Genomic DNA, 22,211 nt, shown 5'->3' with positions numbered 1-22,211 from the left:
ATATAAATTTCTTAAATGTATATTTAGAAAATTATACAGAAAATTAGTGGCTATAACTGCCTGATGCGGATTTTTTTGGGGGTAAGGGTTACAAATACTGGTTTAACTAATTCCCGGGTTTTTAAAAGATAGACAATCGCGTTGGCAATTTCTTTATACTCGTGAAAAGCGTAACGCAGAAAAAGGACGCTTATCCGAAGCATATGCTAAAACTGCCATAACTGAAGTTGGCGTAAGAGCGGGGTAAGCTTCCATCAACTCTTCAACAGAGGCACCTTCTGCTAAGCGTTGTAAAACCAGGGCGACAGTGATTCGTGTCCCTTTCACTACTGGCTTACCCAGCATTATTTCCGTATTGGATTCTATATATTCTTTATAGTTTACCATTGCACTCACGATTTTATCAAATTTAGGAAAAAAACGCTCAACACGACGTGTATGAACACGTCAATAAAAAAAGCCGGCATGAATCATCATGCCGGCTTTCAATTTATCAACAACTAAAACTAGTACTTATCAAACCAGAGTTTGGTCGTCAGCAGGTCTGCGCCTTGTCTGGTAACGGCCGCCTTATAATTGCTGCCGTTGAGTGCCTGCTCGCTGGAAGGATATTTAAACCTTACCGGCATACTGCCGCCCAGCGCACCGGCATAGGCAGCCTTCAGCTGGGGATAGTCCAGCCTTCTCCATTCGGTGAAGGCTTCCACACCCTGACCAAAGAGCGCCAGCCATTTCTGTTCCCCAATGCTTTTTTTGAAGTTCAATGCATCATAAGCCACACCTGGTTGTACCGCGTAAGCTGCAGCTGCGGCTTCAGAGAGGCCGTATTGTACGAAAGAGGCGGCAATAGCCTGATTATACAGGGTGAGCGGGTCACCGGTAAGCAGGCCCCGCTGCGCTGCTTCTGCCAGGATGAACTGCTGTTCGGCATAACTGAACAGTACTGCCGGGGCGGTAGTGGCAGTGAACACGGCCCCCGCATCGGATGTTTTGCTGAAGCCCAGTCTGGCAGCGGAATCGCTTGGAAGACCGTTGGTCACGCCGATGATCACGTTGGTATCTTTGGGCACTGTGGCGTATATGCTTAACCGTGGGTCGTTCAATGCTTTCAGCTTATCCACGACGGATTTACTGATACGGTAGTCGTTACGGGTTTCGCGGTTACGGCCTACCGGGTTCTGGTTGGGCGATGCGAGGTAATTGAGCTTCACTACCGCGTCTTTAGGCAGTAATGCGCCAGCGCCGCCGGCAGTCACCTCGTCAAATACCGTTTTGGCAATCGCCGGTTCACGATCAGCAATACGCAAGGCGATGCGCAGCCGCAACCCATTGGCAAACTGTTTCCAGCGGGTCACATCACCACCCAGGAGGATGTCGCCATCAATGAAATTACTACCGGGCGTAACGGTAGCCGCTGCCTGTTTCAGCTCGTCCAGCAAACCGGTGTATACGTCTTTTTGACTATCATATACCGGCGTCAGGTATTGACTGATCTGGCCCGCCTGTTTATATGGAACATCACCATAAAGATCCGTGAGCTGCTGGAAAATCCAGGAGCGCATGATCACGGCCACAGCTTTATAGTTGGGGTTATGCAGACTATCACCCAGCTGCGCCAGCGTGGTAAAGTCTTCGATGCCCTGTGCATAAAAATTGCTCCATACGTTTTGAGTACCGGTAGCGCCGGCGATATAACGGTCGGCATCGGTGTATTGTATTTTAGACCAGTACTGCACATACAGCAATGTTCCGTCCATAGCGGCATCTGGTCCCCAGTAAGTATCCACATTGGCTTTGATGCCGTTGCTCAACAGGTAGTCCGGCTGCACGGTAGTAGGCTCATTCGGGTTCTTGTTGATCCGCTCCAGCTCTTTGCGGCAGGAAGCCAGCAGCACAATAGCGAACAACAGGTAAGTTGGTATCAACAATTTTTTCATAATCCGGTGCGTAATTAAAATGAAACATTCAGGTTAATGCCGATGCTGCGGGTGGTAGGTATTTGCAGTGTCTCCAGGCCCTGACCGTTACCGGTATTGAAAGCGGTTTCCGGGTCAATATTTGGAACATGTTTCTGCAGATAACCCAGATTTCTGGCCACCAGCGCAATATTCACCGACTGCAGTTTCCAGCGGTCAGTCAGTGTTTTGGGCAGTGTATAACCCAGTTTGATTTCACGCAGCTTGATAAAAGAAGCGTCATAAACGGAGCTTTCATTCAGGCTGCTGTTGTATACGGCTTTGTAATAATCTTCTGCGCCGAGGACGACATTATTCTTTTTACCATCTGCCGTATAGCCGTCGAAGATGATACCATCATGGTGTACTTCAGCGCCATTGGGAGCTGTAGCGGAATGAGACGGCAGCTGGATATTCTGCTGCCCGCTGCGATAGTAAGGCAATCCTCCATGTTCTTCATCACGGCCTGGCAGTGTGGTGGCCAGTACACCGGTATAGTTACCGGTATAGTTGGTGCCGGAATAAATAGAACCACCCTGTTTGGTGTCTATCAGGAAGCCCAGACTGATCCCTTTAAAAGTGAAAGTGTTATAAATACCGCCTGTCCATTTGGGCGTATAATAGCCCAGTATCTTTTTGTTGGGATCGATAGCGGGCGTACCATCAGCATTAACGATAATCCTGTTTTGCGCGTCGCGCTGATAAGCAGCACCATACAGTGCGCCATAACGCTGTCCTTTGCTGGCCAGCACCTGCATATTGCCACTGCTGCCCAGTACGTAGTTGTTAAGGAAACCTTCCTTATCCAGTTCCACTACCTTGCTCACGTTGCGGGCGTAGTTAACGTTAACGTCCCAACGGAAACCGGAGCGTGTAGACACTGGCGTTACCCCGAGCATTACTTCCACGCCTTTGTTGCTGATTTCACCGGCGTTCATGAGTTTTTTCAGGTAACCGGTAGTAGGACTTACGTCTGCCAGCAGGATCTGGTTGCGGCTGTTGGACTGGTACCAGGTGAGGTCGAGACGGATGCGGTTATCAATGAAACCCGCTTCCAGTCCAACTTCTGTAGAGCTGGTAATTTCCGGCTTCAGGTTTCTGGCGAGGAACTTATCCGATACGGTCAGCAACGGGTACTGTCCAAATGGTTGATTGAACGGATAGGTGTTGATCAGCTGATAAGGGTCGGTGTCTTTACCTACCTGTGCCCAGCCTCCGCGGATTTTGAGCAGCGTGAGGGCTTTGCTCTTAATATTCAATGCGTCGGAGAGTACGAGGCTACCATTCACGGAAGGATAGAAATAGGAATTGTTTTCTACCGGCAGTGTGGATGACCAGTCGTTGCGCGCTGTCACGTTCAGGAAGGCGTAGTTTCGGAACCCGAGCTGAGCGGAACCGAAAGTGCTGTACACCCGTTGCCTGGAGAATGAGCTGGTAGAGATCAGCGGGTCACGGGAGTTGTTGAGCGTGTACACGTCTTTCACCGCCAATTTCGGCGCCTGCTGATAGTTTTGTTCAAACCGGTTATTACGGATGTTGCCACCTACGAGCACGTCCAGGTTAAAATCGTAGCTCAACTGTTTTTTGGCGTTGAGGGTGAACTCACCGTTGGTTTCGTTTACCATATAAGCATCTTCCGTATAAGAGCCGAAAGGTGTGCCGTTGGTATAGTAAGCGATTTTATATTTTCTTCTGTCCTGGTAGTAGTCGGTACCGATACGGAGGTTGGCAGTCAGCCAGTCCAGTATTTCATAAGACAGGCGGGCATTTCCGAAGAAGCGGTTGCGCAGCTGGCTCACGGTATTTTCGTTTTGAATCCAGTAAGGATTGCTATAGTAGCTGTGGTTCCAGTTATAGTCGGTGCCGTCGGGGTTTTTATAGTCCCGCAGCCTGGACACATCTACCTGGCGGCCAAACCAGATGAACTGCAAGGTGACGCTGTTGCCTCTTCTGCCATCTACGCCGGGCAGGTTGTCTGCGCTGCTGCGAATGTAGTTGGCGTAGGTGTTGAGCGTGAGTTTGGGTGCAATGCGGAAGGTATTGCTGGCCGTGAAGGTATTGCGGCTGATGCCGGTGTTGGGCAGGATGCCCACCTGTTTGGTATTATTATAAGAGAAACGGTAATCGATTTTTTCGGAGCTGCCGCCTACCGCCAGGCCGTTGTTGAGCGTATAGCCGGTCTCGTAGAAATCTTTCACGTTGTTAGGATGCGGTACAAAAGGTACTGCTTCCCCCTTGGAGAAGAACTGCGGGATGAGACGGCCATCCATTTTAGGTCCCCAGCTTTCGTCTGTACCGTCGTTGAGGCCGCCGCCTTTACCATCTTTATAGGAGAACTGTCCGCCGGCGCCCTGACCGTATACGTTCTGGAAGTCAGGCAGGATCAGTACTTTGTCAAAGGTAGCGTTAGAATTAACGGTGATGCCGAAGCCGCCTTTTACGTCTTTACCAGTTTTTGTTTTGATGAGGATTACGCCGTTAGAAGCGCGGGAGCCGTATAGTGCAGCCGCATTAGGGCCTTTCAGCACACTAATGGAAGCGATATCATCGGGGTTCACATCGGAGATAGCGTTCGCGAAATCGCGGCCGGTACCAACGCCCAGCTGGCTGTTGTCTACCGGGATACCATCGAGGATGAATAATGGCTGGTTATTTCCGGCGATAGAGGTTTCTCCGCGGATAACGATACGGGAAGACCCAAGACTACCCTGGCTGTTGGTTACCTGTACACCGGCTATTTTGCCGGACAGCGCATTGACGAGGTTCGTTTCCCTTGCTTCCGCGATATCCTTTGATTTCAGCTCCTGTACAGCATATCCCAGTGATTTTTTCTCTTTTGAGATACCCAGCGCGGTAACTACCACTTCCTGTAACTTACTGTCAGTAGTTTCCAGCGCGATATTGACAACGCGATTATTACCTACCGCTACCAGGGCTGTCTGGAAGCCGATAAAGGACACCTGTAAAGTATCGGTAGTGTTGGCATTGATCGTATACTTACCATCTGCGTCGGCTTGTGTGCCGTGAGAGGTGCCTTTTACCCGTATAACGGCACCGGGTACACGCTGTGCATCATTGCGGGAGGTGACTACCCCGCTTACCCTGATTTCCTGGGCAAAGCTCTGCTGTAGCCACAATAATGCGGGCAACAGGCCGAGCAGCCTTTGTACGTACTTCATTCGTAACTGGTGATTTAAGAATAGTTTTGGTCGTTGGCGGACAACTATGGTTCTTCCGTTTACTACCGATTTGGTTTTGGTCTTTGCAGTTGGTGTATGATCGTTGGCGTGATCATGGCCATACAACCGTCAGGCTATGATGATCGCGGGCACATGATTAGATATCTCGCGCAAAAGTAATCAAGATTTATTAATCTACAAAACAGATAGACTAAACATATTTATAGTCAATCATGACAACTATGGTCTTCTGGTTTATCGTTGACCTATAAACGATTGATAAATAAATATCTATACAGGCAGATGGCAGGGCGTGTATGGACCGATAAAAAAAGGTTATGGGAGATAACCATTGGGAACGGGAATCCGGAATCCCCGGGCACAAAGCCTGGGAACACATGGCAAAAGGCAACAGGGACGGTCATTTCGGCCGTCCCTGTGATGTTATTGGTTCAATAATTTCTTCAATTCGATCTTACAGGTATCGAGATTGGCTGCAATCATTTTGTCTTGACAGATGGTGCCTTTGTATTTAATGGTGATTTTGTTTTTACGCAGTACGATCTGGTAATATTCGGGGGCATCGGGTGAGTTTTCCCAGGTAACAATGCCTTTTTCTTCGATGCCGCCGGCGACTCTGTCTTCAATGAGTGCATTGATTTTTTTGCGCAGGTTGTCAGCGAAATCGAAGGAAGTTTCATTTTTTACCAGGCAGGTGGTGTCTGACACAGGTTGGTAGTGGATTTTTGCGGAAGCGGGCCGTTGACCGGCAGCCATCAAAAACAGGGCGGCTGGTAACAGCAGCAATACAGGGAATGGGAGTGTGCGTTTCATGGCAAGAGAAAATTATTATAACAAGGAAATAGGTAGTAGCAACGCCGTTGTGATATTGGGTCTCAGATTTTGGTTATAGGTCGATCTTACTCATTATTAAAATACTTCATTTATCGCACACCACAAAATAAATAAAGGATAGGCGTAGGGGTAACCGGCCCCTGAAGTGTCATTGCTTCAAAGGTCCGGTTACTGGTATTTTTTCATCACGCTGTACAGCACCTTGTTGTCGGTATCTGGCGAGGGAAGTACGGTATCCTGCGGCATAAAGTGCCGTTTAAAGGCTTGCATGGCGGCAGTAGTGTCTTTCAGGTCATAGCCAATGATACGCAGGGCCTGCCATTTATCGAAAGCGGGTGGTACCGCTACCCGGGCAGTGTCATCATACCAGAGGCCGAAACCTTTTGCAGCCAGTTGTTGCCAGGGGAAATAAGCGCTGGGGTCTACTTTACGGCCGGGAGCAATGTCTCCATGGCCCACAAAGTTGGCAGCCGGGATATTGTAACGATGCTGCAGCGTGTCCAGCAGAATGATCAGGCTATTGATCTGCGCGGGGGAAAAGGGTTCTGCACCATTGTTATCCAGTTCAATACCGATAGAACCGGAATTGATATCGGTAATATTTCCCCAGCGGGAAGCGCCTCCATGCCAGGCACGGAGGTAATCATTCAGCATATGGTGAATGGTCCCGTCGCGGCATACCACGTAGTGGGCGCTGACTTGCGTCCGCTCCAGTGTAAAGGTTTTTAATGTTTGTTCACAAGAATTTTGGGCAGTATGATGGATAATGACCATATTCGGTTTGCGGAGGTTGTAATTGGTGGTACCAACCCACCATGCCGGCCTGATCCCGTTTTCGCCCGGCAGGGTGCCTGGCTGTTCGCGTATCACATGCGCATACCCTTTGGCTTTCTGCCGGTAGATTTTATTGGTCGCTGCGTACGGAGAACGGGCGCAGTAACTGTACAATCCAATAACTGCAGCCATGCAGGCCCATCTTGTCAGGTGTCGGATAGTGTTCATCTGTATATGTTAAAGTTGTGGTTAAAGATAATAAAACCTAACAATGCCGTGTTTTTAAGGCTATATTGTGAAAAGTTCCGCCTTTCCTATATATTTACATTTTCCATAATGCTCGTAGAGCATCAAAAACCTACGCTGTCTTGACTGTTATTGTCTATTACTTATTGTTACCGGTAATTTACATTGTATCATTACTGCCTTTCCGGTTGCTGTATTTCGTCAGCGACCTGTTGTATTTGCTGCTGTACCGGTTGCTTGGCTACCGGAAAAAGGTGGTGATGCAAAATCTCCGCAACTCTTTTCCTGACAAAAACGAAGCCGAGCTTAAAAAGATAGGCAGTGATTTCTATCATTATCTGTGCGATCTTTTCCTCGAAACATTCAAAACGTTGACTATCAGCCGGGAAGCTATGGTGCGGCACTGTCGTTTCACCGATGAAACCGTTGCCCTGTTTGAACGCCTGGCAGCTGAAAAGCAGAGCGTGGTGCTGGTAATGGGGCATAAAGGCAACTGGGAATGGGCCGGCAATACTTTCAGCATCCTGTGCCGTCAGCAGCTCTATGTGATCTATCATCCGTTGGCCAACAAACATTTTAACGGCCTGATGTATAAAATGCGTACCCGTTTTGGTACCAAACTTATCGCCATGCAGGATACTTTCCGGGACATGGTAAAAAACCGGGACCATGTGAGCGCCACAGCCTTTATCGCTGATCAGGCACCGCAACCCCAAACAGCACACTGGATGACATTCCTCCACCAGGATACGCCGGTGTTCAAAGGAACGGAGAAAATTGCCCAGAAATTAAATTACCCGGTAGTATACGTCAGCGTACAACGGGACAAAAGAGGCTACTATACTGTATCTGCCCATATGCTTACGGCCTCCCCTTCTACAGAAAAAGAAGGCGAGATAACGGCTTTACATACACGTCAACTGGAAACGGATATCATTACACAACCGGCGACCTGGCTGTGGTCCCACAAACGGTGGAAACACAAGCGGCCAACTGTTCAACAATAGACAACCTGTATTTTTTACGAAATCGATCCACCATTATGCTGCAAGGCAAAGATTTGATTTTGGCTACCAAGCCATATGCATGCGAGGAAAGAGCCAAGAGCTGGCTGTATCTGGTTACAACTTTATGTTTGTTACTGCTGGCCCTTGCCAGCACCCTTTTGCTTCCGCTACCTTTCAAAATTGCCGGCAGCGTGCTTTCCGGCCTGCTGATTGTGCGGATGTTCGTCATCTACCACGACCATCAGCATCACGCCATCCTGCATAATTCCCGGGTGGCGAATGTTATCATGACACTGTTCGGCATCTATGTACTGGCGCCGACCAGCATCTGGAAACGGTCACACGATTACCACCACAAACACAATTCAAAGCTTTTCAGTGCCAGCATAGGCTCCTACCCGATCGTTACCCGTCAGCGTTTTGAGCAACTGTCCCGCGGAGAACGGAGAAGTTACCTGTTTACCCGCCATCCTGCCACCGTTGCGGCAGGTTACCTGTTTATGTTCCTGATCGGCATGTGCTGGCAGTCCTTCACCAGCAGTCCGCGTAAGCACGCAGACTCCCTGTTGGCCATGGTACTGCACATCACCGGCAGCATAGCGGTCTTTTATTTCCTCGGATGGCAAAGCTGGCTGTTCTTTATACTCATCCCTTTTACCATCGCCTGCGGCATTGGCGCTTATCTCTTCTATGCCCAGCATAATTTTCCGGGCGTAGTGTTTAACGACAACGACAACTGGTGTTATGACAAAGCTGCCTTGCTGAGTTCCAGCTACATGCAGATGCATCCTGTGATGGCATGGTTTACCGGCAATATCGGTTATCATCATATCCATCACCTGAACGCCCGTATTCCATTCTACCGGTTGCCCGAAGTGATGGAAGCATTTCCTGAGCTGCAACAGGTCACCGTTACGTCTATGCGTTTCCGCGACATACGTGCCTGCTTCCGGTTAAAAGTGTGGGACCCGGAAAGGAGCCGCATGATCGGCCTGCAGGAAATTTGTGCTATCAGGACTGAGGCGCAGCAGGCATTCCGTGCTGCTGCAGCAGTTCACGGATAATACCTCTTCTGGTTTCCAGCATATATTTCGTTAGTTCCCGGGTGGCCTGTAACACCGGCGTGCCCGCCGTATGCGGAGAGCCTGCCCGGAAAGGCGGCGCCGGATTATATTCCAGCTGCAATTGTACTATACGGGCCAGCTCTTCGCCGCCAATCATAGCGGTGAGCGAAAGCGCAAAGTCGATACCGGCCGTTACACCGCCGCCGGTGATACGGTTACGGTCTCTCACCACCCGCTCTTCCACTACCTCCACGCCGAGCATACGCAACAGCTCCAGCGAACGCCAATGCGTAGTGGCTTTATACCCCTGTAACAACCCCGCGGCAGCCAATACCAGCGCACCTGTGCAAACACTGGTAATGTATTTTGCGCCTATCGCCTGCTGCCGTAGAAAATCCAGTACCGTCCGGTTGGTCAGCAAGGGATTGATGCCTTTGCCACCGGGGACAAACAGGATATCGAGCTGCGGACTGTCAGCCAGTGCAACGGACGCCTGCACCGTCAGACCGCCCTCCACCTTCATCGGAGCGGTGGATTCTCCCAACAGCACCACTTCAAAACAGGGCGCTTTCACAAATACATCGTAAGGGCCGGTGAAGTCCAATATGGTCATGTCCGGAAATAAGAGCATGCCTATTTTGAGTTTCTGCATACGAAGGACTTTTGATTATCTACAATATAATAAATGATCCTGCTACATGGGCATCAGCGGTGCTGTTCATACCTGTTGACCGGCAGCACTTGTTGCAATTGCTGCATTTCCGTTGCCGTCAGCGGTGTGGCACTGGCAGCAGCCAGCGCATCCTGTACCTGCTGTGCGGTACGCATCCCCACAACGGCCGTGGTAACAGCGGATTGCTGCAACACATACCGCAGCGCCGTGGCAGCCGGGCCTCTGCTGGCAGTGGATATACGTTGTACCGCCGCCGCAGCCAGGGCCACATCGGCAGCGTCATAATTAAGGTACGGCTCCGGTGCTTTGTTGACCAGCAGTCCTTTCGCCACTGCGCCCCTGACCAGCACACCAATATTGTGTTGCTCCAGCAAGGGGAAACAGCTTTCTTCCGGACGACGGTCCAGCAGGCTGTATTGCATCATCACACTCACTATATTGGACCGTTCCACGAAAGTCCGGATCACGTTGGGACGTATGGAAGAGATACCGTAGTAACGGATTTTGCCTTGCTGCACCAAGGTCTCAAATGCCGAAATAGTCTCGTCTGTAGGGTCTTCCAATGTACCGCCATGCAGCTGATACAGGTCGATGTAATCAGTATTGAGCCGGCGCAGGCTCTCTTCCACACAGGCCAGGATATACTCCCGGCGGGGATTCCAATCCCAGCCACTGCCATCCGGCCGCCATTGGTTACCGGCTTTGGTGGCAATGATGACGTTTTGTCTTTTACCCTCCAAAGCTTTCCCCAGGGTGATTTCATTCTGCCCGTGATCATACAGGTCGGCGGTATCGAAAAAGTTGACACCTCCGTCTATAGCCTGTTGTACCAGGCGGGCATTGTCTGCATCGTCGCTGCCCAGCGACATGCAGCCGTAACTGATTTCACTGATGCGCAGGTCTGACTTGCCTAACTGATGGTATTGCATAAAAAGCGGGTTTTACAAGTTCTCATCTGTTGCTTCAGCAGAAGCATACCAAACGAAGTTAAAAAAAGCGGGGCAGTTTAAACAAACGCCCCATGCTTAACCCATGACTCATCAGTTGTACAATACAAGGCCGCCTGGAAAGGCGGCCCATGCTGATATTGATCTTACCATTCTCAATCCGTCCTTAATCTGAAAATCTTTAGCAGGACCGTCTGGACAAACGGTCCGTGATTAAATTCCACCGTTTCGCTTATGAATAGAGCATGTTGATTTATGATGAAGGTTGCGGTGCAACCTGAATTGTCTGGCAGGGGACTGCCTGAAAAGACGGTCCCTGAAGCTGAATCAATCGTACTGCGAACAAGCTGTTTATAGCAGTTGCCCACATGTTCATATGGCACTTTTAGTTTCTTTTGATGCTGCCATGTGAGTCGGAAAACCGGACCATCTGGAAAGATGGTCCTTTCCTATCCTTCTTTTACATGGCATTCCAACATTTATGTGATGGCCCGTTGCCGGCAGTAAGATGTTTTCTGAGGGGGGACCGCCTGGAAAGGCAGTCCCTTCAGCCTTCATCTTATATACCTGCATTTGGACTCAGAAATGCTTTTCAGGAGGACTGTCTGGAAAAACAGTCCTTTTCATCCACCTATTCCCATAAAATTGCTGTTGAATCAGTAGCAATGGTTGGTCAAAGCAGTTTTGGCTAGTTAGGCCAGCACTGAGCAAAAAAGCAGTAATGGTATTTCCCGAGGAAAGTACATGTCTGGCGATGTGTGTTGAATAAAAAAGCGTGCATAAGAGGGTTGGGTTTTGAAGGGCATCTGCCACAGCTGGTATCCAACAAGCTGTCTATAGCTGTTCTCAAACAAACAATGGGGTGGCAGCCGCCGGGGTCAACATTGGGTAATTATTTCCGTTTAACCTTTCCTGTTACCAAAAATCCACCGGGGTGAATGCTGGTGTCAGTACTAATTGTTACCATGCAAAGATAAAACGCCAACCGTACAAAGAGACAGCCATCCGGGTTATCTGACGAATGAACAAGAGTGAACACACCTCTATCCGCTGGACAAATTGAACAAACAGCGGCTTTCACATACCGAAAACATTTGTTGGCACGTTTTTCAGTATATATACAATATAAATCCCCATTCTATGCAACAACAGATCACAGGCGCTTTTCTGGGAACCGCTATTGGCGATGCGCTCGGTGTTCCGGTTGAGTTTAAAACCAGGAGCTACCTCCAGGAAAATCCCATCCGGGAATTTATTGGTTACGGATGCTGGAACCAGCCTCCGGGCACATTTTCAGACGATACATCCCTTACCCTTTGTACAGCGGAAAGTCTCACTCACGGATATAATCTTACACATATGGCCCATACCTTCCTGAAGTGGTACGCTGAAGGATACTGGGGCGCACATGATAAAGTATTTGACATCGGACATACTACCCAACGCGCTTTGCGGCGGATAGGCAACGGTACCTCTCCCTTGTTCTCCGGTGGTTTTGAAGAATTTGAAAATGGTAACGGTTCCCTGATGCGTATGATGCCGGTAGCCATTTATCTGGCCCGTGAAGAGAATATCAAACAACGTTATCACATTGTTAAAGAGGTATCCGGTATTACCCATATGCATTTCCGCTCTGTGATGGCTTGTTTCATTTATGTGGAATTCCTGCGGAACCTTTTAACGATAAAAGACATACAGGAGTCTTACCAGGTGATGCAGGCAGCGGTGAATGATTTTATTCTTGAGCAGCAGTTCAATGCCGCCGAAATCCGGATTTTCAACAGGATACTACAGGATAATATCACTAACCTGACTGAAAATGATATTCAAAGTTCCGGTTATGTGGTATACACGCTGGAAAGTGCGCTCTGGTGCCTGCTGAATACCGGCAATTTCCAGGATGCCGTGCTTGCAGCGGTCAACCTGGGCGGTGATACGGATACCACCGGCGCCGTAGCAGGAGCTGCCGCAGGCCTCCATTACGGGCTGGATAATATTCCTGAGCAATGGGTTCAGGGAGTGGCGAAATCAGCTAAAATCATCGAATTGTCACAACAATTCACAGACGCGCTCAGTACACCCTCTGCCTAAGTTTCTCCTTAAACTATTTGATCTGAAATCAGTCTAACCATTATAATCAGAAGAAGATGAAAAACAGATTTTATATGCTGTTTGTGTTGATTGGGCTGCTATGCACAACTACAGCGACCGGCGCTTTTGCTCAACGTCACGGTGGTGGCGGAGGCCACTTTGGAGGCGGAGGCGGACACTATGGCGGAGGAGCACGTATGTCTGCCCCGAACTTTGGTTCCCGTAGCAATTTCAGCGCTCCCAGAACAATGGCTCCCGTAAACAGAGGATTCTATCACGGCTACCGCGGACCTGTGTATCACGGAGGCGTTTATTACAGCCATGGATGGTATGGACCGGGCTACCGTCGTTATTACCGGTATCGTCCTTACTACTTCCCTCCCATTGGATTCTATGTTTCCACCCTGCCTTACGGCTACTTTGCCCTCGGCCCTCAGTTCGGCCCTGTGTATTACTCCGGCGGAACTTACTACGAATCTGATAAAGACGACAACGGTTACCGTGTGGTAGACCCACCGATGGGAGCAGCTGTTCCGGAGCTGCCGGATGGCGCTTCTGAAATACAGTTCAACGGCAGCACCTATTACGAACTGAATGGTACCTACTATCAGGAAGCCATGACCGACAATGGCCGTCGATTTAAAGTAGTCGGTAAAAACGGTAAGATCGGCGATACAGTAGTTACCCCACAGAATAACGACAATACCAACAACGGTACAGAAACGGTTCCTGGTGATATCCTGAAATCACTCCCTGAAGGCAGCCGTTCCGTACAGATCAACGGACAACAGTACTTCCTGTCACCCGACGGTATGTATTACCAACAGGTAAATACCAATAATGGCACAGGTTACCAGGTTGTTGGTAAAATGGACGCAGATCAATAAAATAAGGAAGGAACAAATACAATAAAAAAAGGGCGTACTCTCATCCGGTACGCCCTTTTCTATATGCTATTACCAGCTGCTGCTGGCGCCACCTCCACCAGAAGATCCGCCACCCCAACTGGAAGAAGAGGAGGAAGAAGAAGAGGATGATGACGAAGAAGATGATGATTCCCTGATACGGGGTATCTCAAAACGGTAATCGTGTTTGTAGGAACATATGGCACAGGCATAAGTGGTGACGCCCCAACCCGCCTCCCTGGTAGTGGCTCTCTTTTTGGTAACGGACTGTTTGGACTCCAGTGATATATAGGAACAACGCGGACATTCCGACATAGCCGTATTCACATTGGTATAATCCAGTACCAGCCGGTGATCGCAGGTATCACATTTCCAGACGTCGTAATCCACTGCCATCAGGTCTTCTTCTATCACCTGTTCTTTTTTAAGATAGACATCTTCGTCTTTTTCTGAGAGCTTATGCAAGGCATGGGAACAATTCGGGCAATCGTACGGATCGTTGCGCAGCTGGTCCATCCGGCGTTTGAGCCCAGCCAGATAAAACCAGAGCGGCAGCGGGAAGATGTATTTAGCTGCTCTGAACCTATTCGCCGTGCGGGAATGACTTAACCACTGCTGATGCCGGTCTTTCTCGCGCAGAACACTTTTGGCCCTGATTGATATCACCAGTACAGCAATGATCATAAACAGTGTCCACAAGATGTAATAGAGCACAAAGGCCGTAAAGAAATTGACCGACCAGCCTCTTTTCAACACCAGAAAGCTCAGGGTAACAAATGCCGTCACATGAATGAAGAACAAACCGGCCAGTCCGGGCCGCAGAAAGTCGTTGGGCAGGTCTTTCATTCTCACCGGCATGGGATCGTCGCCCTTTTTCCGCTTCGGCTTTTTCCCGAAGAACACGTTCATCATAGCTGCCGAAATAACCAACCAGAGGATGCCTGCGAAATAGGTGCTTCCGCCGAATTCTCCTGTTACCGGGTAATCGGTCGTCTGCGAGGGCGTAACCGCAAAAGGCTGGGCGCTGGCAATGCCTTCATCCGGAGCAATGCCCGAAGGCACAGCACCTGCCGCTTCACCGGGATCAGTGGAAATCTCTGCCGGAGCCGGGCGGGGAGCTGCCACCAGTCCCTGTGGCTCAGGTGCTTCCCGCGTATCCCCTGCGTCTGGCAACAGGGAATGGTCTTCCACCGGCTGCTGCACATCTTTATCATAAGCGTAATTGCCGCTATGTAATTGGGCGGAAATGGATTTCAGGCCTTCTTCGAACGCCTGGTCATAATCCGCTTTTTTGATATACGGGATCATATAATCCTGCTGGATACGGAAACAGATGATGTCGGGCATATCCGCCTCCAGCCCTTTACCGGTTTCAAATACCAGCCGGTGCGCATCTTCCACTAACAGTACCAGGAGGCCGTTATTGGTAGATGCATTACCGATTTTCCAGTAGTTGAACAATTTGTGGGCAAAATCGCGGGGCTCATTGTCGCCGATGGTTTTCAGCAGCACCATGGCCACCTGGGCCCTGCCACCGTTATCAAGGGTGGCCAGTTTTTCATTCAGGCTGTTTACAGTTCCGGCAGTGAGGAGATGGTCGGGGTTACTGATATAGCCGCCACCATTTTTTTTGGGGTCTGGCACGTTCTCCACCGAGTATTTCGTTTTCTGGCCAGCGCAGGACATTAACAGGGATACCAACAACAGGTACAAAATATTTCGCATAACAACGGGTGATTCAGGCAATCGTCAATTAAAAAATAAGCCGGAACGAAGTCCTGGCGGATTTAAAAATACTATATTTTAGTATCTGTACGTTTAAGATATTCCGGCCATCACCGCAGTATTTTCAACGGCAATGGCAAATATTACATAATTTAGTGATGACTCAGGCAGTCACCACTGTCACTATTACTATCATTCAATACCGCGCACATGAAAAGGCTTTTTGTATTGGTTGCCCTAATTTTTCCGCTGGCTTTAAGCGCACAGACCAAGCTGTCGGAAACCGTTGCCGCAGACTTCTCTGCCCGGGTGGCCCATCATTATACGTTGAAAAACGACTCGATTACCGGCTATATCGCGGAGCAGCTGAACCGCAGCGGCGCCGGTGGACTGGACATCGATTCTACCATGTTCAACCTGAAAAACGATCTCCCTGCCCTGGATGCGGCGCTGAAATACCTGTACCAGTACAGTGATTGTAACCGGCAACGGTTCATCACCAACCTGCGCAATATGGACCTGCAAACCAACAGCGTTTTTCCATTGGCCACCTACACCGCCAATAAATATAAGAACGATACCAAAGCCCTGCTGGAAGATAAAAGCGATTTTCTGAAGACTTATACCGGTCCAGTGACCGGCAAACAACCGCCGGCTGCCATGGCGCAGGCAACAGCCTCCGCAAGCAGCACTGCCTCCACTTCAACCGGTGAAACAGCTGCCGCAGGCACTACCACTACCACCGCAGAAGGCACTGCTCCCGCTGCCGCCGCCACTACTGTAGTGGATACACGTAGCTGGGAGGTGAAACCCCTGTTCCAGGTACGCACCCCTGAACAACTGGTGGAAATGTACGGCAAAGACAACGTTACCCAGCGCGATGCCACCGATCTGGCGGGTACCAAAGAAGGAGAAGCTTATGTGATCTATCCTGACACCGACGATGAACTGGAAGTACAGTTTGACGGCGAAAACGGCAACATCCTCACCTTTTCTCATTTTCCGTCCAAATGGAAATCACCTTATGGCATCAAAGCCGGTGATCCACTGGAGAAACTGATCAAAGTAAACGGTCGCCCTTTCCGTATCAATGCTTTTGAATGGACCAATGGCGGCCTCGTAAGAGACTGGCAGGGCGGCGCCCTCGAAGGCAAAGGCGTTGTCATCCAGCTGAAAGCGAACAATACCGGCGATCCAAAACAATATGACCAGGTAACTGGTGATAAAACCCTCCGCTCGGACCTCCCCGTGTTAAAGAAACTGGATGTGATTATTCAGTCTGTGGCTTTCAAAAGCAACTAGGCTATTGGGATATTTGACTATTTAGTTATTTGATTATTTAAAATGCAGCGAAGACCACTTTATGTTAGGTTGGTCTTCGCTGCATTTTTAAATAAAAAAATAGCCAAATGGCAAAATGCCAAAATCTTTTTTATCTTGTTTGTATGAAACAGACGATAGTTATTCTTTTCTTTGCCATCATGGGAATTTCCACGAGCGTACAAGCACAGACCAAAAAATACCCGTCGCTGAACCATATCGCGATTTATGTTGTCAGCCTGGAGCGCGCCACTGCCTTTTACCGGGACGTTATCGGCCTGGAAGTAATGGACGAGCCCTTTAAAGACGGTCGCCATAGCTGGTTCAAGGTAGGAGACCATAGTCAGCTGCACATCATTTCCGGGGCCGCCAAAGCGGAAATACACCCCAAAGACACCCATCTTTGCTTCAGTGTTCCCTCCATGAAGGAGTTTATCGCTGTGCTGGGGCAACACCACGTCACCTATGAGGATTGGCCGGGCAAACCCAATACGATCAACAAAAGGGTGGACGGCGTACAGCAGATCTATTTCCGCGACCCTGACGGCTACTGGATAGAGATCAACGACGACAAATACTAAACTTCCGGGCAGCAGGCAACAAACGGCTGATCATCGCCCTAAAAAAATAACGGGCAAGAGTGGTCTTTTTTTGTTAAATTCAGTGACCACATTCCAAGATTATGTCATTACTACTGAATGTTCCAGCTGCGGAAGAAACCGAAGCCAAGTCAAAAGGGGCTTTGTGGGATGCCAACCTGCAAACCTGGTACCTGCCGGATATCAACTATGATCATATCATGGAGGTAGACAAATGGATCACTGACCGGGATACTGCCATCATCCTGTCGGATGAAGTGATTATCGCCCATGCGCACCAAACCTGTCCGCATTGCCAGCACAACACCTCGGTCATCGCTATTGGCAGCGATTTCTTTTATGAAAAAGACATGAACGAGCGGGACGAACTGGTATGGTTTGAACTGGATTTTTTCACGCTGTTTCAGCAAACATCCGTTATCTCAGCCCATCTGTTCAATTTCTTCCGGGACAACTATCCGCATTACAAACAAGGTCCGGCCAGAAGTGCAGACGGCTTCTATTGGTGCAACCATTGCGAACATTGCGGTAAAGACATTGATGATGCCACGCTTTTTGCCGACCCGGGCAGCATCTTTAACCCGGACGATGCAGCAGCAGCCACCGCTATTACGCTCCGTGCTTTCCCGTTTAAATACGCCCCACACATAGACGCAGATTACAATATGAATAATAATGTGCGGTTGATTAATGAATTTGCCGGCAGAACCTAATCATTTTGATATTTGGTCATTTAAAAATTTAAAGAGTTCACTCATGGGGCAACCCAACAAGTGAACTCTTTAAATTTTTAAATACTAAAATGATTAAATAACCAAATGATTACGGTTTCTTATACCCGTCTTTCGTCGCTTTTTCAGCCATGGTCACCATTCTTTTCTCGGTATCCGGGTGAGAAGAGAACAGCTGAGCGCCTTTCTTTTTCTTCTCGCCGTTGTTGGCTTCCTGAGATGCTTTCCACAGTTTTTCAAAGGCGGTGGACATCCCCCATGGGTTCAGTTTATTCGCTTTCAGGAAATCATAACCGTAGTTATCAGCCTGGCTTTCCTGACCGCGGGAATACGCAGAATTAGCGACCGCCTCACCCAGCTCACCCAGCTGAGAATCACTCAGGGCGCCGGCAGCACCACCTTGTGAAGACACACCGTCTTTCAGGGCGGAAGTCATCAGCGCTGTTTTAAAAGCGTCTTTGGAGTCTTTATTTTTCACGTGTCCGATCTCGTGACCGATAACACCCATCACTTCATCATCTGTCATTACCTTCAACAGGCCGGCACATACACGCACACTGCCATCCGCACAGGCAAAGGCATTGATGTCCCTTACCAGGTACACTTTGAAGTTCAGGTTCATGCCTTCATAATTGGTAGCATTGGCAGTCAGTTTAGCCAGCCGTTGCGCCAAAGGATCATCGGCAGGTGCTACCGGGTTATGCTCATCCATCCACTGAATGTACTCTTTGGTGTATTTGATGACTTCATCATCACTCAGGGTCACTGCTTTCGCAGCTTTCACGCCTGCACCAATGGTTTTGGAATTGAGTTTGAACTGGGCGCTGGCAGTAGAAGCCAATGCGAGGGAGATAGCACAAACAATGCTACAGCGAGTAAAAACAAACATAAAACAACTGTTTAATTAGGAAATGGTTTAAGGTTAAAAAACATTTGCGCGGCGAAGATAAAGGAAATATTCACGTGAATACCTGAAATAAAAAAGCTGTCCTTTATCAGGACAACTTTTTTATTGATGAGGTATTACGCATTGGGCAGCCTCAGGTCTTCCAGTTTTTTCAACTGCGTAAAGTCGAAACAACCAGGAGGGAACGGATTATAATCCAACCTCAGTTTTTCCAGCTGCTGTAGCTGATTTAAGGCCGCAGGTATATGAGTAAACCGGTTGCCCTGCAGTTCCGCTATTACCAGGTTTTTCATCTCTGTAACAAATGTCATATCAGGGATTTCACAGAACTCCAGGCTCAGATAAGTCAATTCCCGGCAGGCCGCCAGCCTTTCTGTGTGCTTCAGCGGCACATATGCCATCCAGAATTTTTTAAGGCGGACTTCTACCCCTGTCAGATCGGGTATCGTCAGTTCCCTATCATGTTTACGCCCAACATGTAATTCTACCGGCAGGGTAAAAAGTGACGCCGGTATTTCATCCGTTGTAATTCTGACAGACAAGTCCGTTAGCGGGAGTTGCCGCAAATAATCCACCAGACGCGGCAGGTCAGTCGTTTCGCCCAAATCAAGGTTCACCGATCTGACATGCTGGAAATGTGCCAGCACGTCGGAGATGTCGCTGGCAGGCATGTCACGCAGCACCAGGCTATTCACCCGGTAACCTTTAGCCTCCTGCCTTTTCACCATCTGAAAAGCCAGTACAAAAGCACAGGCATCCAGTTCGGGGTGCAGATACAGTACGCGGCAGTCATCTTCCGGCCTGTCCTTGAACCGGGCTTCCCATGAGGATTTAAGATGATGCTGCAATGTAGCCGACGCATATTTGCGGAACAATGTCCTGGACTGTTTACGGATAACCAGATCCGTATGAAACAGGTGAATAGCCGCCAGATAACTAAGCAACACCTTACCCGCGCCACCACCTTCAATCATTTGCAGCACCAGCTCAATATTATTGGTATGCTGATCTGCCAATAAACGTGTAATCTGCTCCGTTAGCTCCTGGTTCTCTTCCGTCATCAGGAAAGGCGTGTCATCTTTTATTTCCTGGGCTTTGAGGTGGTCTTCCAGTATATACTGATAGTCCTGCCGGAAAAGCCCGCTGACAGTATCCTCCGGGATGTTTTGCCCCAGGAATAAATGCGTGGCTTCCTTTACATCTTTTACTATATCAGCATCGCGGTTTTGCAGGAGCTTCGCCAGTGACTTCTTATCTCCCAGTGTAGGCGTACCTGCAACATATATTTTCGCACCGGGTATGTTGCCAGCTGCATCGAAAGGATAAGGCAGCAGTGCATGCAGCGCCTCGTATTGGTGCGCCAGCAGCCCGAAAATTATTTCCCGCCGGCGGCCATCCTGTACATCCATGGTAGCCAGCTGCGCAAACGCAGCACGGTAGGGCTTCAGCGGCCCCCGGTCTTCCAGCACGATCTGGCCTCCTTTGGCACGGCCCAATGCCAACGGAATCTCAGGTTTCTTCTCTACCCAGTTACGGCCATAAAGCGCATCCTGTGTAAAATGGATATTCAGCCTGTCCAGGTGAGACAGTTCCAACAACGATTCAGGCAGCTGCAGGGAATCTGCATAGAAAGTTGCCTCCTTTAATGCTGGCAGGTCCTTCAGACACGCTATATACCAATCAAACGGTTGCTCCCTTGTGCCAAAATCAACTGATTTCAGGCTTGGTAACCGTTTCAGCTGAGGTGTGATGGTGTTCGGCTCAACCGCCCGGTAGTCATCAAAATCGAATGTATCGACGAAGGGCAACTCAAAAAACGCGTCCGGCAGCTGCGGGGTACCGTGCGGAAAACACAGACGGCGAAGACAGGGAGCCTGTTTTAATAAACGTGTATTCTCCTCCGTTATAGCCGGTACGGACAGTTCCTCCAGTTGTGGCAGTTGTGCAAGCCGTGCAAAGTCCACCGTCAAAATAGATTCCGGCAACATCAGCTTACGGAGATTGGGTAACCGATACACCCAGTCGGGCAATTGAGGCAACGTTACACCCGACAAAAAAAGCGCCTCCAGCACCGTCAGGCTGGAAAGGTCCGGACAGTCCTGCAAGGCTTCTCCGTGTACGTCCAAAGTCCGTACCCAGGTCATCTGCGCCAGTGACGCCGGCAGTACCTCAAGGTCATAGAGGCACATCATCGTCACATGCCGCAACTGTGTGATCTCATCCGGCAACGTCTTTTTTCCGTTATGCACATAGGGCAACAGGTTACTGGTGCTGAACGTGGTGCACTCCGGATTATCTTTTATCATGTTGATGAAGAAAGGCATCGGCAATGGATTGGGACTCATAATTTCCCGCAGATGCTTTAACTGCAACAGGATTTCCGGTAGTTCATCGAAGTAGTTGTCCTGTAGGTCAATGGATTCCAGTCCTTCGAGAAGGACAATGGAATCCGGCAGGGATTTGAGGCCACAACCCTTTAACCGCAGGCGTTTCAGCTTTTTACAGTTCGCCAGCACCCGGAAAGCCTGATCAAAGTCCAGCCCCTTATTACCGTTGAGGGCCACCACTTCCAGTTCCTGAAGTTCGCCGAGTTCGTCGGGCAACCGGGTGAGCTTATTGTATTTTATATGCAGCTCCTTCAGCCGCGACAGCTCTTTAATCGCCGGAGGCAAAACAGCAATGCTGTTAGAAGAAAGGTCCAGTAGCTGCAAAGCCGGAAAAGCAGCGATCTCTTTAGGCAGGGTTTTAATTTCATTGAAGCGCAGGCTCAGTTCCTCCAGTTTCAACATGCCAGCCAGATTTTTAGGGAAGGTGGTAAACCGGTTGGTCCGCAGGTTCAGGATACGCAGTTCTTTCAGTGACTGAATACTGTCCGGCAGCTCCTTCAGTTGATTGCCGGTGATTTCCAGGGCTTCTAATCCGGTTAGCCCACCGATGCTGTCGGGGAGCTTGCTCATTTTGGTTTTCGTCATACCCAGGCCTTTGAGATGTGGCAGGACAGCCAGTTCATCTATCGCGCTGGCATGATCGAGCGCTTCATTATACCCCAGATCGAACTGTACATATGGTATATGCGCGGCTTCTTTCACATCCGGCATTTTCTTCAGGCGCTTGCTATGCAGTACGAACCGCACTTTGGGATGCGGACAATCTTTGGCTTCCTTTAAATCATTCAGTTCTGTAATACCGGGTTCGGCGTACATCTGTCTGTGTTCCATGGCTTTTCAGGTAAG

General features: G+C 49.3%; 17 protein-coding genes. 7 read left to right on the top strand and 10 right to left on the bottom strand.

Annotated elements, in window-relative coordinates; all coding sequences use genetic code 11:
* Window positions 1–153 precede the first annotated feature (153 nt).
* The 5 genes from HHL17_RS28660 to HHL17_RS28640 form a co-directional block, all read right to left on the bottom strand.
* Window positions 154–387: a DUF433 domain-containing protein gene (locus HHL17_RS28660; protein ID WP_169228294.1), complete on the bottom strand. Its 234-nt coding sequence runs from the start codon at window positions 385–387 to the stop codon at window positions 154–156.
* Between the two features lie 119 nt (window positions 388–506).
* A complete protein-coding gene (locus tag HHL17_RS28655; protein ID WP_206156214.1) occupies window positions 507–1,937 on the bottom strand; it encodes a SusD/RagB family nutrient-binding outer membrane lipoprotein in 1,431 nt (476 codons plus the stop codon).
* A 14-nt stretch (window positions 1,938–1,951) separates the two neighbouring features.
* Window positions 1,952–5,134 carry a SusC/RagA family TonB-linked outer membrane protein gene (locus HHL17_RS28650; RefSeq protein WP_169228293.1) on the bottom strand — a complete coding sequence of 1,061 codons (3,183 nt, stop codon included), beginning with the start codon at window positions 5,132–5,134 and terminating at the stop codon, window positions 1,952–1,954.
* Between the two features lie 444 nt (window positions 5,135–5,578).
* The gene (locus tag HHL17_RS28645; protein ID WP_169228292.1) at window positions 5,579–5,968 is read right to left on the bottom strand and encodes a hypothetical protein; all 390 of its coding nucleotides are present in this window, start codon (window positions 5,966–5,968) and stop codon (window positions 5,579–5,581) included.
* Window positions 5,969–6,157: 189 nt separating this feature from the next.
* A complete protein-coding gene (locus HHL17_RS28640) occupies window positions 6,158–6,991 on the bottom strand; it encodes an N-acetylmuramoyl-L-alanine amidase (RefSeq protein WP_240975992.1) in 834 nt (277 codons plus the stop codon).
* Window positions 6,992–7,083: 92 nt separating this feature from the next.
* Here HHL17_RS28640 and HHL17_RS28635 point away from each other — a divergent pair, with 92 nt between their 5' ends.
* Window positions 7,084–8,016 (top strand): lysophospholipid acyltransferase family protein, encoded by a 933-nt coding sequence (locus HHL17_RS28635; RefSeq protein ID WP_317166681.1) that lies wholly within the window; start codon window positions 7,084–7,086, stop codon window positions 8,014–8,016.
* Window positions 8,017–8,144: 128 nt separating this feature from the next.
* Complete coding sequence (locus HHL17_RS28630) at window positions 8,145–9,080, top strand: fatty acid desaturase family protein (RefSeq protein ID WP_240975991.1); 936 nt, start codon at window positions 8,145–8,147, stop codon at window positions 9,078–9,080.
* Here the strand turns inward: HHL17_RS28630 and HHL17_RS28625 are convergent.
* Together HHL17_RS28625 and HHL17_RS28620 are read right to left on the bottom strand one after the other, a co-directional pair.
* Window positions 9,028–9,732, bottom strand: a complete 705-nt coding sequence (locus HHL17_RS28625; RefSeq protein ID WP_169228289.1) for a DJ-1/PfpI family protein — start codon at window positions 9,730–9,732, stop codon at window positions 9,028–9,030. The genes HHL17_RS28630 and HHL17_RS28625 overlap by 53 nt on opposite strands.
* Before the next feature lie 53 nt (window positions 9,733–9,785).
* Window positions 9,786–10,682, bottom strand: coding sequence for an aldo/keto reductase (locus HHL17_RS28620; protein ID WP_169228288.1), 897 nt, complete (start codon window positions 10,680–10,682; stop codon window positions 9,786–9,788).
* 1,158 nt (window positions 10,683–11,840) lie between these two features.
* Between HHL17_RS28620 and HHL17_RS28615 the strand changes: the two genes are divergently transcribed.
* Both HHL17_RS28615 and HHL17_RS33475 read left to right on the top strand, forming a co-directional pair.
* Window positions 11,841–12,791: an ADP-ribosylglycohydrolase family protein gene (locus HHL17_RS28615; protein ID WP_169228287.1), complete on the top strand. Its 951-nt coding sequence runs from the start codon at window positions 11,841–11,843 to the stop codon at window positions 12,789–12,791.
* Between the two features lie 56 nt (window positions 12,792–12,847).
* The gene (locus HHL17_RS33475) at window positions 12,848–13,678 is read left to right on the top strand and encodes a DUF6515 family protein (RefSeq protein ID WP_206156213.1); all 831 of its coding nucleotides are present in this window, start codon (window positions 12,848–12,850) and stop codon (window positions 13,676–13,678) included.
* Window positions 13,679–13,747: 69 nt separating this feature from the next.
* On the opposite strand, the gene HHL17_RS28605 is transcribed toward HHL17_RS33475, so the two are convergent.
* The gene (locus tag HHL17_RS28605) at window positions 13,748–15,421 is read right to left on the bottom strand and encodes a TPM domain-containing protein (protein WP_169229107.1); all 1,674 of its coding nucleotides are present in this window, start codon (window positions 15,419–15,421) and stop codon (window positions 13,748–13,750) included.
* 210 nt (window positions 15,422–15,631) lie between these two features.
* Here HHL17_RS28605 and HHL17_RS28600 point away from each other — a divergent pair, with 210 nt between their 5' ends.
* The 3 genes from HHL17_RS28600 (at window position 15,632) to HHL17_RS28590 (ending at window position 18,053) form a co-directional block, all read left to right on the top strand.
* The gene (locus tag HHL17_RS28600; protein ID WP_169228286.1) at window positions 15,632–16,723 is read left to right on the top strand and encodes a hypothetical protein; all 1,092 of its coding nucleotides are present in this window, start codon (window positions 15,632–15,634) and stop codon (window positions 16,721–16,723) included.
* A gap of 143 nt (window positions 16,724–16,866) precedes the next feature.
* Complete coding sequence (locus HHL17_RS28595) at window positions 16,867–17,322, top strand: VOC family protein (RefSeq protein WP_169228285.1); 456 nt, start codon at window positions 16,867–16,869, stop codon at window positions 17,320–17,322.
* A gap of 101 nt (window positions 17,323–17,423) precedes the next feature.
* The gene (locus tag HHL17_RS28590; RefSeq protein ID WP_169228284.1) at window positions 17,424–18,053 is read left to right on the top strand and encodes a DUF5710 domain-containing protein; all 630 of its coding nucleotides are present in this window, start codon (window positions 17,424–17,426) and stop codon (window positions 18,051–18,053) included.
* A 109-nt stretch (window positions 18,054–18,162) separates the two neighbouring features.
* Here HHL17_RS28590 and HHL17_RS28585 read toward each other — a convergent pair whose 3' ends face one another.
* Window positions 18,163–18,960: a M48 family metallopeptidase gene (locus HHL17_RS28585; RefSeq protein ID WP_169228283.1), complete on the bottom strand. Its 798-nt coding sequence runs from the start codon at window positions 18,958–18,960 to the stop codon at window positions 18,163–18,165.
* A gap of 134 nt (window positions 18,961–19,094) precedes the next feature.
* On the bottom strand, window positions 19,095–22,196 hold the full coding sequence (locus HHL17_RS28580; RefSeq protein ID WP_169228282.1) for a leucine-rich repeat domain-containing protein: 3,102 nt from the start codon (window positions 22,194–22,196) through the stop codon (window positions 19,095–19,097).
* Window positions 22,197–22,211: the final 15 nt, after the last annotated feature.

The organism is Chitinophaga fulva, assembly GCF_012927205.1.
Lineage (GTDB): Bacteria > Bacteroidota > Bacteroidia > Chitinophagales > Chitinophagaceae > Chitinophaga > Chitinophaga fulva.
This window is presented reverse-complemented; position numbering and strand designations above follow the sequence as displayed.

Excerpts from the sequence above, each read along its gene's own strand:
- HHL17_RS28660 (WP_169228294.1), bottom strand. The coding sequence starts at position 387 with ATGGTAAACTATAAAGAATATATAGAATCCAATACGGAAATAATGCTG.
- HHL17_RS28655 (WP_206156214.1), bottom strand. The coding sequence starts at position 1,937 with ATGAAAAAATTGTTGATACCAACTTACCTGTTGTTCGCTATTGTGCTG.
- HHL17_RS28650 (WP_169228293.1), bottom strand. The coding sequence starts at position 5,134 with ATGAAGTACGTACAAAGGCTGCTCGGCCTGTTGCCCGCATTATTGTGG.
- HHL17_RS28645 (WP_169228292.1), bottom strand. The coding sequence starts at position 5,968 with ATGAAACGCACACTCCCATTCCCTGTATTGCTGCTGTTACCAGCCGCC.
- HHL17_RS28640 (WP_240975992.1), bottom strand. The coding sequence starts at position 6,991 with ATGAACACTATCCGACACCTGACAAGATGGGCCTGCATGGCTGCAGTT.
- HHL17_RS28625 (WP_169228289.1), bottom strand. The coding sequence starts at position 9,732 with ATGCAGAAACTCAAAATAGGCATGCTCTTATTTCCGGACATGACCATA.
- HHL17_RS28620 (WP_169228288.1), bottom strand. The coding sequence starts at position 10,682 with ATGCAATACCATCAGTTAGGCAAGTCAGACCTGCGCATCAGTGAAATC.
- HHL17_RS28615 (WP_169228287.1), top strand. The coding sequence starts at position 11,841 with ATGCAACAACAGATCACAGGCGCTTTTCTGGGAACCGCTATTGGCGAT.
- HHL17_RS33475 (WP_206156213.1), top strand. The coding sequence starts at position 12,848 with ATGAAAAACAGATTTTATATGCTGTTTGTGTTGATTGGGCTGCTATGC.
- HHL17_RS28605 (WP_169229107.1), bottom strand. The coding sequence starts at position 15,421 with ATGCGAAATATTTTGTACCTGTTGTTGGTATCCCTGTTAATGTCCTGC.
- HHL17_RS28600 (WP_169228286.1), top strand. The coding sequence starts at position 15,632 with ATGAAAAGGCTTTTTGTATTGGTTGCCCTAATTTTTCCGCTGGCTTTA.
- HHL17_RS28595 (WP_169228285.1), top strand. The coding sequence starts at position 16,867 with ATGAAACAGACGATAGTTATTCTTTTCTTTGCCATCATGGGAATTTCC.
- HHL17_RS28590 (WP_169228284.1), top strand. The coding sequence starts at position 17,424 with ATGTCATTACTACTGAATGTTCCAGCTGCGGAAGAAACCGAAGCCAAG.
- HHL17_RS28585 (WP_169228283.1), bottom strand. The coding sequence starts at position 18,960 with ATGTTTGTTTTTACTCGCTGTAGCATTGTTTGTGCTATCTCCCTCGCA.
- HHL17_RS28580 (WP_169228282.1), bottom strand. The coding sequence starts at position 22,196 with ATGGAACACAGACAGATGTACGCCGAACCCGGTATTACAGAACTGAAT.